At 37.7% G+C, this 12,804-nt stretch carries 10 protein-coding genes; 9 read left to right on the top strand and 1 reads right to left on the bottom strand.

Features of this window, described 5'->3' with window-relative positions:
• The first annotated feature begins 20 nt into the window (after nucleotides 1–20).
• From corA to ACKU4N_RS14785, 8 genes are all read left to right on the top strand, one after another.
• Nucleotides 21–1,091 carry a magnesium/cobalt transporter CorA gene (gene corA / locus ACKU4N_RS14820; protein WP_321317597.1) on the top strand — a complete coding sequence of 357 codons (1,071 nt, stop codon included), beginning with the start codon at nucleotides 21–23 and terminating at the stop codon, nucleotides 1,089–1,091.
• A gap of 132 nt (nucleotides 1,092–1,223) precedes the next feature.
• Nucleotides 1,224–2,123, top strand: a complete 900-nt coding sequence (locus tag ACKU4N_RS14815) for a restriction endonuclease (protein WP_321317595.1) — start codon at nucleotides 1,224–1,226, stop codon at nucleotides 2,121–2,123.
• Between the two features lie 186 nt (nucleotides 2,124–2,309).
• Entirely contained in the window at nucleotides 2,310–2,882 is a 573-nt protein-coding gene (locus tag ACKU4N_RS14810; protein WP_321317593.1) for a helix-turn-helix domain-containing protein, read from the top strand.
• Nucleotides 2,883–2,976: 94 nt separating this feature from the next.
• Nucleotides 2,977–3,345: an HYC_CC_PP family protein gene (locus tag ACKU4N_RS14805; RefSeq protein WP_321317591.1), complete on the top strand. Its 369-nt coding sequence runs from the start codon at nucleotides 2,977–2,979 to the stop codon at nucleotides 3,343–3,345.
• A gap of 102 nt (nucleotides 3,346–3,447) precedes the next feature.
• Nucleotides 3,448–7,254: an efflux RND transporter permease subunit gene (locus tag ACKU4N_RS14800; RefSeq protein WP_321317588.1), complete on the top strand. Its 3,807-nt coding sequence runs from the start codon at nucleotides 3,448–3,450 to the stop codon at nucleotides 7,252–7,254.
• A gap of 4 nt (nucleotides 7,255–7,258) precedes the next feature.
• Nucleotides 7,259–8,491: a TolC family protein gene (locus ACKU4N_RS14795; protein ID WP_321317586.1), complete on the top strand. Its 1,233-nt coding sequence runs from the start codon at nucleotides 7,259–7,261 to the stop codon at nucleotides 8,489–8,491.
• Nucleotides 8,492–8,687: 196 nt separating this feature from the next.
• Entirely contained in the window at nucleotides 8,688–10,493 is a 1,806-nt protein-coding gene (locus ACKU4N_RS14790; protein ID WP_321317584.1) for an efflux RND transporter periplasmic adaptor subunit, read from the top strand.
• 75 nt (nucleotides 10,494–10,568) lie between these two features.
• Nucleotides 10,569–10,940 (top strand): heavy-metal-associated domain-containing protein, encoded by a 372-nt coding sequence (locus ACKU4N_RS14785; protein ID WP_321317582.1) that lies wholly within the window; start codon nucleotides 10,569–10,571, stop codon nucleotides 10,938–10,940.
• A 199-nt stretch (nucleotides 10,941–11,139) separates the two neighbouring features.
• On the opposite strand, the gene ACKU4N_RS14780 is transcribed toward ACKU4N_RS14785, so the two are convergent.
• The gene (locus ACKU4N_RS14780; protein ID WP_321317580.1) at nucleotides 11,140–12,222 is read right to left on the bottom strand and encodes a class I SAM-dependent methyltransferase; all 1,083 of its coding nucleotides are present in this window, start codon (nucleotides 12,220–12,222) and stop codon (nucleotides 11,140–11,142) included.
• A 401-nt stretch (nucleotides 12,223–12,623) separates the two neighbouring features.
• On the opposite strand from ACKU4N_RS14780, the gene ACKU4N_RS14775 reads away from it, so the two are divergent.
• Nucleotides 12,624–12,749 carry a hypothetical protein gene (locus tag ACKU4N_RS14775; RefSeq protein ID WP_321317578.1) on the top strand — a complete coding sequence of 42 codons (126 nt, stop codon included), beginning with the start codon at nucleotides 12,624–12,626 and terminating at the stop codon, nucleotides 12,747–12,749.
• The last annotated feature ends 55 nt before the right edge of the window (nucleotides 12,750–12,804 follow it).

Raw genomic sequence — 12,804 nt, 5'->3', positions numbered from 1 at the left:
TTAATCATACCTATTTTGTCATGACAAAGAAAAAAACAAGTCGCATTTCTGTAAAAACCGGAATGGCTCCGGGAACCTTGTTGCATATTGGATCCCGTGAACTTGAGCATGCTTCGGTTCAGGTGAGACAGTATAATTCTGAAGAAATTAAATTGACAGAATATACAACTGATTTGGATCAGATTAAATATGATTTTAAGGAAGCTAACTTGGTTTCCTGGATTCATTTTTCTGGGATTGATATTCCGGCTTATGAGAATATAGGTCAGCAACTTGACATTCATAACCTGACCTTGGAGGATGCTCTTAATTCGCATTTGAGGCCAAAATTTGAGGATCTGGATCACTATAGTTTTTTATCCTTAAAATTGATGATTCCAAAGAAAGGAGACTATAAGTTTCAGTCGGTACCTGTTCATCTTATTTTAGGAGAAAATTATGTGATTTCCTTTATGGATACCCACTATGCAGTATTGGATTCCTTATTCAGCCGCTTGGAGAATAGTACACGAAGAATACGATTGAAAGGAGTAGATTATTTGTTTTTTGCCGTTGCAGATACTGTTGTGGATAACTATTTTCATATCATTGAAAATTGGAACGATCAGCTGGCTGAATTGGAAGAATTCATCGAAAATGAAGATTCGGATTTTGTTCCGAGAAAAATTCAGGATTTTAAGAAACAAATAATGAAGGCCCGGGGAAGCATTTTACCTTTGAAAGAGGCTTATGATCTTTTAATTCAATGTGAATCAGACTTGTTTGTTGAAGAGAATGTTAAGTTTTTCCGCGATACGCAGGATCATATTTTGTTTATCATCGATCAGTTGGATTACCTGCGCGATTACCTCTCAAATATTCGCGATACATATCAGTCGGAACAAAATAATCAGTTAAATAATACCATGAAGTTTCTGACTTTAATAGCAACTATTTTTATTCCGCTTACTTTTTTGGCAGGTATCTATGGGATGAATTTTAAGTACATGCCTGAGCTTGATTGGAAATATGGCTACTTTAGCATACTTATTGTCATGATTTTGGTTGTAGTGGGAATGGTGTGGTACTTCCGGAAAAAGAAGTGGTTGTAATATACAAAAGAGCCTTAATTTGTAAACTTCAAATTCAATAAATTGATAAACCTAACAGTGCCACAATGAGATTTATTATTTTTTAGCTTTACCATTCTTCCCATTGTGAAATAAATAAATTGAAAGAGCAATATGACCAATCCAAAACAGTTTGTGAGCAGCGAAAATAGAGATAATAAGGAACCAAATTCCTTCGGGCGTAATTTGATTTTTGTTAAGAAGGCTTCGGGTGATGAGGAACCTTTTGCAATTGATAAGTTAGAGCGTTCGCTGCAAAATGCAGGGGCAAGTACAGTAGCAATAGAAAAAATTCTTGTGAATATTGAAGATTGGATTTTTAATGGAGTTACTACCAAACAAATCTATTCGCGGGCCTTTTCAATTCTGCGCCGCGAAAAAAACACTTCGGCCATGCGTTACCGCTTAAAGAAAGCAATAATGGAGCTTGGCCCGACAGGATACCCTTTTGAGCAATTTATCGGGCAATTGTTCAAAAAACAAGAATTTGAGATTGAAGTAGGAGTGGTGGTTGAAGGTGTTTGTGTGACCCACGAAATGGATGTAATTGCTACCCGAAATAAGGAGCAGCATTTGGTTGAATGCAAATATCATAAAGATCAGGGCAAACATGTTAGTGTGCAGGTGCCTTTGTATGTGCGTTCGCGTGTGAACGACATCATCGAAAAAAGAAAGGATATGCCCGAATACAAAAACCTTTCCTTTACGGGATGGGTTGTTACAAATACCCGTTTCTCACCCGATTCAGTGCAGTACGGCACTCGTAGCGGTTTGCATCTGTTAGGATGGGATTATCCCCGGAACAGAGGTCTGAAAGAAATCATTGAAGAGCTTCGTCTTTATCCTGTAACGATACTAAGTAATCTTACAAAAAAGGAAAAGCAGGATTTGATGGATCGAAACATCCTTACCTGTTTGCAGCTAAAAGAAAACTTTCATTTATTGGATTCGTTTGCCTTAAGTGAAAAAAGGCAAAAATCATTGAAAAATGAACTTACTCATGTTTGTGGATAGGGGTTCAGATTGATTTCTTCGGAAATAAAAGAAGGTATCCGAAACGTTTAATTTTCCTTTCTTGTTTTAGATGCCTTCTTAAATGTTTTTCTTATTTTGCTTTTCAGAAACAAGCTGCGAAATAAGACTTTGCAAAAGGAATAGCTTGTAGTTTATTTGTTTCGCTTGTCGGATTAAAATAGTAAAATGGAACAAAACCGCATTCATATAAAAAACATGGTCTGTCCAAGATGCATAGCTGCAGTGGAGATGGTTCTTAAGAAGTTGAACCTTAATTTTATTGAAATAGACTTGGGGACAGTGGTGTTGGAGCGGTCGTTAGCGGAGAGCGAAAAGCAAAAGCTGAAAGTTGACTTGGAAGCAATTGGCTTTGAACTTTTAAACGACAAGAAAGCGCAATTGATTGAGCAGGTTAAAAGTGAAATTATCAAAATCGTTCATTATCAGGAACAAGCCATTCAGGTAGGAAATTTAACCGATCATTTGCAGAAGACTATCGGACATAGTTATGCTTCACTTAGCAAGCTTTTTTCCGAATTCGAAGGTAAAACAATTGAAAAGTACCTGATTCTTCAAAAAATAGAGAGAGCAAAAGAATTACTCTTTTACGAGGAATTGAGTATTAGTGAAATTGCTTATCAGTTAAATTATAGTTCCAGTCAGCATTTTTCTAGACAATTTAAATCGATTACCGGCTTAACACCTACCGAGTTTGGTAAAAACAAGAAAGCAGGAAGGCGTCCAATAAATGAGATATAAAACTCTTTTTTTTCTAAAAAGTGCACATTTTTTTGGGAATTGTACACATGTGTTGTGTAAATAGGACTTATATTTGTCTTGTAAATCATCAGTAATGCTAAAAAAAATCAGTCATTTACTATTAGCCTTGGTTATATTTGTTGTTACAACAGGTATTACTATTTCCACACATTATTGTGGAGGTAATGTAAAAGATGTGTCTTTTTTATCAGCAACAAAAGCTTGTTGCGAAATTCCGCAAGGCTGTTGCCATGATGAAGTTTTCACCGTGAAAATTGAAAATGATTTTTCAATTTCTTCTTATTCTTTTGATTTCGAGCAATTGGAAATTGTATTGCCGGTTTTAATTGAACTTATTAAGGTAGAAGTACCTCTTAAAGCCGGAAATAATTTCCTGGCCTATATTGTTCCTCCACCCAAAATCCAAACTGTACTTTCTCGTTTACAGAATTATAGATTATGATTTAGAACTTATCTTTATAAGATTCGTTGAAATTACTATGTCTTGTAGTTTCTTGCGTTTCCGTAATTTTAAAGGTTTAAAACAAATCATAATATAATAGTTATGCTTAATAAGCTTATTCGTTTCTTCCTTGAGAATAAACTGGTTACATTTTTGGTGCTAATCGTAATGGTTAGCTGGGGAATTATTAACTCTCCCTTTGGTTGGGATACCGGCATTTTGCCAAGTGATCCTGTACCCGTTGATGCAATTCCTGATATTGGAGAAAATCAACAAATTGTCTATACGGAATGGCCGGGTCGGTCACCTCAGGATATTGAAGATCAGATTTCTTATCCGTTAACAACATCCCTTTTGGGAATTCCAGGCGTTAAAACAATTCGAAGCAATTCTATTTTCGGTGTTTCAAGTATCTATATTATTTTCGATGAGGATATAGAGTTTTATTGGAGCCGTACCCGAATTCTCGAAAAATTAAACTCTCTTCCTTCCGGAATCCTTCCAGAGGATGTTTCTCCTGCTTTAGGGCCCGATGCAACGGCTCTTGGGCAAATTTACTGGTATACATTAGAAGGAAGAGATAAAGATGGAAACCCGGCCGGAGGTTGGGATCCGCATGAGTTGAGAACCATTCAGGATTTTTACGTTCGTTATTCATTGACTTCGGCCAAAGGAGTAGCTGAAGTCGCTTCCATCGGAGGTTTTGTGAAGGAGTATCAGATTGATATTGATCCGGATGCAATGAAGGCGAATGGGGTAAATATCAGTCAGGTAATGGCTGCGGTTAAGAACAGCAATCTGGATATTGGAGCCCGTACCATTGAGTTCAATAAAGTAGAATATTTAATAAGGGCTTTAGGCTATATCAAAAGTCTGGAAGACATTGAAAAAAGCGTTGTTGTTGTCCGAAATAATATCCCCATCCGAATAAAGGATGTTGCGAAGGTGAATTTTGGTCCGGCTACCCGTCGTGGTGGTTTGGATAAAGGAGGAGCAGAAGCTGTTGGTGGTGTTGTGGTAGCACGGTATGGAGCTAACCCTTTGCATACGATCGAAAATTTAAAAGATAAAATTGCTGAAATACAACCAGGATTGCCGTCAAAAATATTGGCAGATGGTACACTGTCAAAAGTAACAATCGTTCCTTTTTATGATAGAACAGGATTGATAAAAGAAACCCTTGGAACACTCGAGGAAGCGATTTCCCTGGAACTTTTGATCAGTATTTTAGTAATTATTGTGTTAGTGCTAAATCTCAGGGCTTCTTTTCTAATATCAAGTTTGCTGCCCCTTGGAGTATTAATCACCTTTATTGCCATGCGTCAGTTTGGAGTCGATGCGAATATCGTTGCTCTATCGGGTATTGCAATTGCAATTGGAGTCATGGTTGATGTGGGGATTGTTTTTACCGAAAACATCATCAGGCATGCCGATGCAGTTGAAAATATTGGAGCCAAAGGAAAAAAACTCTTGGAAATTGTTTATACTGCTACAACTGAGGTTGCAGGGGCGGTTGTAACAGCTTTGGCAACTACTGTCATAAGCTTTTTGCCCGTGTTTGCCATGGAGGCCGCAGAAGGGAAACTTTTTAAACCACTGGCATATACCAAAACCTTTACCATGTTGGCCGCCTTGTTGATAGGTTTAATTATCATTCCAACATTGGCCCATCTGGTGTTTTCAATTCGTTTCGACAAAAACAAATACTCTAAAATCTGGAACAGCCTGATAATTTTGGCAGGCATTGTTTTGTCGGTTGTTTCAGGGAAATATATCGCAATGGCTTTGGTTGCATATGGCTTAAATGGTTTGTTTGCCGATAAATGGAAAGAGGCCAAAAAGTCGTGGGTGAATTTAATAAATATTGCCATCACAATTGTGGTAGTTGTATTCTTCCTGACCAAGGCATGGTTGCCTTTGGGAGCAGAGAACAGCCTGTTTGCTAACTTCTTGTTCGTAATTGCAATTGTAAGTGTCGTTTTAGGTGCCTTATCATCAGTCGTGTTTTTTTATGCGAAAATTCTGAAATGGTGTTTAAACAACAAATGGAAATTTTTATCGGTTCCCATCCTGTTTGTGGTATTTGGAATTTCAATATGGCAGGGATTTGACAAACTGTTTGGTTTTATGCCTGATTTTGTTCAAAATACCGGTGTTTATAAAAAACTGGATGCTGCCATTCCGGGAATTGGTAAGGAATTTATGCCTTCGCTTGATGAAGGATCATTCTTGTTTATGCCAACAACAATGCCACATTCCGGAATACAGGAAAATCTTGATGTGATTGCCGTTTTGGATAAAAAGATCAATTCGATTCCTGAGGTGGAAAGCGTAGTTGGAAAATGGGGACGTGTAAATTCTGCTCTCGATCCGGCACCTACTTCAATGTTCGAAAATTTGATCAATTACAAGTCGGAGTATATGCTGGATGAATCCGGACACAGAATGCGGTTTAAAGTAAACAGGAAAGATGCGTTTGTGTTGAAGGATGGCTCTACATACAATCCCAGGGAAGAGGGGTTTCGTTTAATCGGGAAAGAAAATCTGATAGAAGACAACAATGGAGAGTATTTCCGTCAATGGCGCAAAGAAATAAAATCGCCGGATGATATTTGGGATCAAATCATCAGTCAATCATCAATTCCAGGATTAACCTCTGCCCCAAAACTGCAGCCAATTCAAACACGTTTGGTGATGCTGCAAACCGGAATGAGGGCACCCATGGGAATCAAGGTTTTCGGTCCCGATCTGGAGTCAATAGAAAAGGTTGGATGCGAGATTGAAAAACATCTGAAACAAGTGAAAGGAGTACAGGCCATGTCTGTTTTTGCCGATCGGGTGGTGGGGAAACCTTATCTGGAGCTCGAAATTGACCGGGATGCGATTTCACGATACGGCATTTCTGTTAAAAATCTGCAATCGGTAATCAGCAGTGCTATTGGAGGAATGCAATTGACAACAACAGTGGAGGGAAGAGAACGATTCCCTGTTCGCTTGCGGTATGCGCGGGAATTTCGCGACAATCCTGAAGATATAAAGAAGATATTGATTCCGGCATCGAATGGCGCTCAAATTCCGTTAGGCGATTTGGTAAACATTCATTACATCCGGGGGCCTCAGTTGATTAAAAGTGAAAATACCTTTCTGGTAGGATATGTAATTTTTGATAAAAAAGAGGGATTCGCAGAGGTGGATGTGGTTGAGAATGCACAGGATTACCTAAAAGAAAAGATATCCGAAGGAGAATTTAATCTGCCTGCAGGTGTCAGCTACGTTTTTACCGGAAACTATGAGAATCAGATTCGCGCAACGAAACGATTGATGATTGTTGTGCCAATTTCATTACTGATCATTTTTCTGATTCTTTATTTCCAGTTTAAATCTGTTGTATCAACAACGTTCATATTTACTGGGATAATTGTAGCCTTGTCAGGCGGATTTATTATGCTTTGGTTGTATGGTCAGCCTTGGTTCCTGAACGGAGAGTTAGGCGGCATTCACTTAAGGGATTTGTTTCAGGTTCACACCATAAATCTGAGTGTGGCAGTCTGGGTAGGTTTTATTGCTCTGTTTGGTGTCGCCACTGATGATGGCGTTTTGATTAGTACCTACATCAAACAGCTGCAGGAAAAAAGGAGTCCTAAAACAGCAAAAGAGGTTCGTGCTTTGGTTTTGGAAGCGGGTTCAAAACGGGTTCGTCCTGCAGTTATGACAACAGCAACAACCATTATTGCCCTGATTCCAATTTTAACATCAACAGGAAAAGGTTCCGATATTATGGTGCCGATGGCAATTCCACTGTTCGGAGGAATGACCATTGAGGTGCTGACGATGTTTGTTGTTCCGGTTCTGTACAGCATGTGGCAGGAAGCTAAAGTTACCAAGGAGTTAAAAAAACTAAAGGGATAGAATCATGAGAAAAATAAATAGAATTATCACAGTCCTGTTTCTTTTGACATCTTCTGTTGCCTTTGGTCAGCAGGAACTGTCAGCTTATCTGAAAATGGGAGCAGAAAATAATCCGGGACTGAAGGCCCGCTTTAAGGAGTATATGGCAGCACTTGAGCTTGCTCCTCAGGTGAAAGCACTGCCGGATCCCCAGTTGGCATTTGCTTATTTTATAGAACCTGTTGAAACAAGAATGGGGCCTCAGGAATTTAAATTTTCGCTTTCGCAGATGTTTCCTTGGTTTGGAACTCTTAAAGCAAAGGAAAATATAGCGATTCAGAACGCTAAGGCTAAGTATGAAGTTTTTCTGGATACCAAATCAAAATTATTCAGTGATATCAGTGCAAACTATTACAACATCTATTTTAATAAGAAGGCCATTGCAATAACCAATCAGAACTTTGAAATTCTGAGTGTATTTAAAAAGCTGGCAGCTGTAAAGGTAGAGGCTGGTTTGGTTTCAGCTGTTGATGGGTATCGAATAGAAATGGAAATTGGCGATTTGCAAAATCAATTGGCTCTTTTAACCGATAAGCAGGAGGCATTGGAGTTTTCTTTCAACAAACTGCTGAATACTGATCCATCCAATGAGGTAGATACTCCGGATGTTCTGTGGGAAGACGATATTCGTTTTGCAAAAGAGGCCTTGTTGGATTCTGTGAGAAGCAACAATCACAAGTTGCTGGGAATAGCGCTTCAGCAGGAGTCGTTGAAATACCGAAAAATACTGGCAAACAAACAAGGCAAGCCTGATTTTAATTTAGGATTTGAGTATACTATTGTTGGGAAGGGAGATAACAATCTGGCAGGAAAAGATGCTTTTGTTTTCCCAAAGGTTGGGATCACAATTCCTCTTTACCGGAACAAATACAAAGCAATGATTAATGAAGTTGTTTTGCTCGAAACAGCCAAAGAGATGGACAAAGCCAATACACAAAACATGTTGGAATCCATATTCGAAAATTCATGGAAAGATTATAAAGACGGACATAGAAGAATTGCTTTGTACATCTCCCAATTAGAATTGGCTAATAAATCGTTAAATCTGTTGGAAACTGATTATGCCACAGGGAATAAGAATTTTGAGGAGATTTTAAGAATGGAAAGAAAAGTTCTGAAATACAACTTGGAATTGGAAAAAGCCAGAGCAGACAAACAGGCGGCAATAGCATTTATCAACTACTTAATGGGTAAATAAACAGTTCTGTTATGAAACGAGCCATAAGAAAAAGTACTCATAAAGTAGAATAACTATTTGGCGAGTTCCATGTGACAAATGAAAACAAATTATGAACACATGAAACGTCCATGCCAAAGCAATTTTGAAATGCAGGGAAATGATTGGTTCAGCATGGTAAGTTCCATATGGCAGCTAAAAGACAAATTATAAGCATATGAAAAAAATAATCAACAATATAAAAGAGAACTACAAATTGGTAATTTCGGTTTTGGTAATTGGAGTTTTACTCGGACTGATATTTTCCGGATCATCAGATAAAACAGTTACAGGTACAAATGCTGTTGAAGGGCACGAAGGGCACAATCATGAATCTGAAGATCCAACTACCTGGACCTGTTCCATGCATCCGCAAATAAAACAGGATAAGCCAGGAAAATGTCCGATATGTGCAATGGATTTAATTCCTCTTATCAATAGGCAATCGGCAGGAGATGATGTGAGTCCAAATGAAATTGTGATGACAGAATCTGCGGCTAAATTGGCGGCGATTCAAACGATGAAGGTTCAGTTAGGTGTTCCTGAAAAATCGGTTCGTATGCAGGGGAAAATTCATGCAGATGAAAGAAATATATCGGAATTGACGGCTCGTTTTGGAGGGAGAATAGAGAAGCTATTTGTCAACTTCACAGGACAAACAGTTCGTAAAGGCGACAAACTGGCTACTATTTATTCTCCAGACCTGGTAACAGCGCAGCGAGAATTGTTGGAGGCAATTAGTTTTAAATCATCACGTCCGTCCTTATATCTCGCATCTAAAGGGAAATTGAAATTATGGGATCTTACCGACAAGCAAATTGAGGAGATTGAAACAAAAGGAGAACCAATGCTGTATTTTGACGTGTTGTCTCCAATTTCGGGAACCGTTACTGTGCGGAATGTTGCCATTGGCGACTATATAAAAGAAGGAACCAAGTTGTTCGAAGTAGTTGATTTATCGAAACTTTGGGTGATGCTGGATGCGTATGAAAGTGATTTGCCCTGGATAAAAGTGAATGATAAGCTTGAGTTTACAGTGCAGGCGATGCCAGGTAAGAATTATGAAGCTAAGGTGACTTTTATCGATCCGTTTATTGACGGCAATACCAGAGTAGCAAAAGTGAGAGCAGAGGTTTTAAATAAAAATCAGCAGCTTAAACCGGAAATGTTTGTGAACGGGATTTTGAAATCTAAAACTGAGAAAGGATTGAATAAAATACTGATTCCGAAATCCGCAGTGCTTTGGACAGGAAAAAGATCTGTTGTGTATGTAAAAGTTCCGAATCGGGAAACCCCGTCATTTTTGTATCGGGAAATAGTTTTAGGATCCGAAGCAGGCGCATTTTTTGTTGTGAGTGAGGGCTTGAAAGAGAATGAAGAAATTGCAATAAACGGAGTCTTTAAAATTGATGCTGCCGCTCAGCTAATTGGGCTTCCAAGTATGATGAATCCTGAAGGAGGAAAAGTCTCAATGGGTCACAATCACGGAGACATGGATGTCGGTAATTCGATGCAAAAAATGGAAGGCACTGTGGTGGATGAAAAATTTAAAAAGCAATTAACAGGTTTTTATAACGAATATTTGTTGCTCACAAAAGCTTTTGTTACCTCCAACCCATCTTTGGTTAAGCCTGCCACGGAATCCTTACTGTCAAAACTGAGTACTATTGACATGGAGCTGTTAAAAGGAGATAAACATATGGAGTGGATGACCAATTTAAATGTACTTGAGGTCAGCTTGAAAGCGATTGCTGCCAGTAAAGATATTGATGCGCAAAGAACTGCTTTTGCCCCATTTAACCAGGCTTTGTATAAAAGTATAAAATCTTTTGGTTTGGATAAAGTAACAACTTACTATCAATTTTGCCCCATGGCTGATGATGATAAAGGAGCTTACTGGTTCAGCAATTCAGAGGAAATACAAAACCCTTATTTTGGAGATATGATGCTCGGATGCGGAGAAGTGAAAGAAATTATTAAGTAATTTTTTTAAGAGGAGAGGAATATCTCTTTTTAATAATGCAGTTTAAACAAATAGTTAATAAAAAAAGTAAATATTATGAAATTAAAACTAATAGGATTAATCGGATTGTTTTTAGTGAGTGGGCTTAGTTTATCTGCTCAGCAAACAAGTAAAAAATTTAAGGTATTTGGTAATTGTGGAATGTGCGAAAACCGAATCGAAAAAGCGGCTTTAGCGGTGGATGGTGTAACACTGGCAGATTGGAACAAGGAAACGAAAATAATTGAGGTTGCTTTTGATACAACCAAAACAGACATTCACAAAATACATATGGGCATTGCCAATGCAGGTCATGATACGGAAATGCATAAGGCTAAAGATGAGATTTACAATAAATTGCCGGGATGTTGTAAATACGATCGGACGAATGCTGAGATGAAAAGTGACGAAGGACATCATCAGCATTAATGGAACAAATGGGTTTGGTTTTATTGAAGTGTAACCCGTAAATTTTCCTTTCAGGATGAAAAAAGGAAGCCCGGCTTGTATTGGTCGGGCTTTTATTTTGTTGGTGGAGTAAGAAGCTTAGAAAATAAATGTATTGTAAATCAGTCTGATATCCCACATCTCAAACCTAAGAATCTATTGTTGTGCTTCTTAGGTATAATTACTTAATGCATTTATAGACAATAAATTTATTGTCTTCTGCTATAACCTGAACCGAAGAGAACAAAGGCTCCAAATGTACTTTGTAATTTAAATGTTTATTCGCGACAATCTGAAGGTTTCCACCTTTTTTCAGACAGCGGAAACATCCTTTAAAGAGATGAAGGGGAATTTGGATGTTTATCTCAAATTCGAAATGAAAGGGTGGATTTGTTACGATTAAATCAAAGGTGTTATCATCAAAAATGGTTAGCTCATTATTAAAATGATGATGTATATTTTCTCCTTGAATATTTAATTTTGCTGAAGCAACAGCCAGGTAAGAATCATCCATTAAATGGATTTCAGCATCAGGCAATTCTTTGAATATTTCATTGCCAATAATTCCATTTCCAGAGGCTAAATCCAAAATACATTGATCATTATCATCTATTTCAAGATGTTCCAAAAAAAACTGTGTGGCATAATCAATATGTTGTGCCGAAAACACTCCCCAATACTGTTTGTAGTCTTGGTTGTTGTAATTTAGTGAGGTGATGAGCTCTTTTTTAATGATGCTTTTCTTTTTAGTAAGCACTAATAGACGTGCTTTTTTTACCGCTCTGCTTTGTTCCGTTACATCGAAATATTCCTGTGCTATTTGTAATAATTTAGGACTAAAATGGCGGGTCATGAATGCACAGATTACGGTAATATCTTCACTCGAATTGCCTGCAATCTGTTCAAGAAAAAGCTGAAAAAGCTCTAAAGATTTAGGCACATTTACCAGAGCGAAATCCAGTTTGTTTTCAATAGGGGAAAGCGGATCTGAAAAATGAAGCATCGGAGCATTGTGTGCTTTCAAATTGGCATCAATGGCTTTTTGCTGGCTTTTTTGAGTAAATACAATTGTAGGGGTAAATGAATGTAAATAGCAACTCAAAAAACCAAATCTGTCACCATAAATACCCAAATTATTTGGTTTTTTTTCCAAATCAGTAAACGCTTGCAAAAGATATTCGTCTGCTGCACTCCAGGCCTTTAATGATTTATCTTCGGATAAATCATATCTTTTAATCTTATATTTTTTCTCCTCAAAATTCATTTGTCAATATGTCTTAGTATGTTGATTTACAATTGGCAATAAGTCTCATTCTTTTTGCCAATTATAGAATTGATCCTTTTGTTTCGGATAGGAACAAGTGCAATTACGGATATTTGTCCGTCAGGTTATACCATTATTTAAAATACTTTGGTAGAATGCGATTGCGGATTCCCGGAATTCTGTAACAAAATCAGGCCTGCGAAGATAGAGATTAGATGCGACAAATGAATATGTCCCTGCACTTTCTAATTTCCGGACTTTTTTTTTCGGTAGAACTCCAAATGTCCGATGGAAAAAGCCAAAAATGAACTCATATTGGAAATCCGAACAAAAAACGGACACGTTAGCATCTCACTAAGCAATTGTCTGAAAAAGAAAAAGTGTTATTTAATTATGAATGCATGCATGATTACCCTAAGAATAGCTGGAAAGCTGCCAATGATTCATGTGATAAACTCAATGGTAATTTTGCAGATGCTAAGAAAGAGTGTATGCGATATGAAGAGAAGATTAAAGAGTTGGGATAAAACTTTTTTGTAGGTTCCAGTGTTTGTAGTCGTATCCCATACTTTAGGTTAGAGT

This window comes from Labilibaculum sp., from assembly GCF_963664555.1.
In the GTDB taxonomy this organism is placed as follows: Bacteria; Bacteroidota; Bacteroidia; order Bacteroidales; family Marinifilaceae; genus Labilibaculum.
Note: the sequence above shows the minus strand (reverse complement) of the source record. Positions and strands in the feature narration are given on the sequence as shown.

Bases quoted from the DNA above. Each gene is read 5' to 3' on its own strand.
- corA (WP_321317597.1), top strand. From the start codon at position 21: ATGACAAAGAAAAAAACAAGTCGCATTTCTGTAAAAACCGGAATGGCT.
- ACKU4N_RS14815 (WP_321317595.1), top strand. From the start codon at position 1,224: ATGACCAATCCAAAACAGTTTGTGAGCAGCGAAAATAGAGATAATAAG.
- ACKU4N_RS14810 (WP_321317593.1), top strand. From the start codon at position 2,310: ATGGAACAAAACCGCATTCATATAAAAAACATGGTCTGTCCAAGATGC.
- ACKU4N_RS14805 (WP_321317591.1), top strand. From the start codon at position 2,977: ATGCTAAAAAAAATCAGTCATTTACTATTAGCCTTGGTTATATTTGTT.
- ACKU4N_RS14800 (WP_321317588.1), top strand. From the start codon at position 3,448: ATGCTTAATAAGCTTATTCGTTTCTTCCTTGAGAATAAACTGGTTACA.
- ACKU4N_RS14795 (WP_321317586.1), top strand. From the start codon at position 7,259: ATGAGAAAAATAAATAGAATTATCACAGTCCTGTTTCTTTTGACATCT.
- ACKU4N_RS14790 (WP_321317584.1), top strand. From the start codon at position 8,688: ATGAAAAAAATAATCAACAATATAAAAGAGAACTACAAATTGGTAATT.
- ACKU4N_RS14785 (WP_321317582.1), top strand. From the start codon at position 10,569: ATGAAATTAAAACTAATAGGATTAATCGGATTGTTTTTAGTGAGTGGG.
- ACKU4N_RS14780 (WP_321317580.1), bottom strand. From the start codon at position 12,222: ATGAATTTTGAGGAGAAAAAATATAAGATTAAAAGATATGATTTATCC.
- ACKU4N_RS14775 (WP_321317578.1), top strand. From the start codon at position 12,624: ATGCATGATTACCCTAAGAATAGCTGGAAAGCTGCCAATGATTCATGT.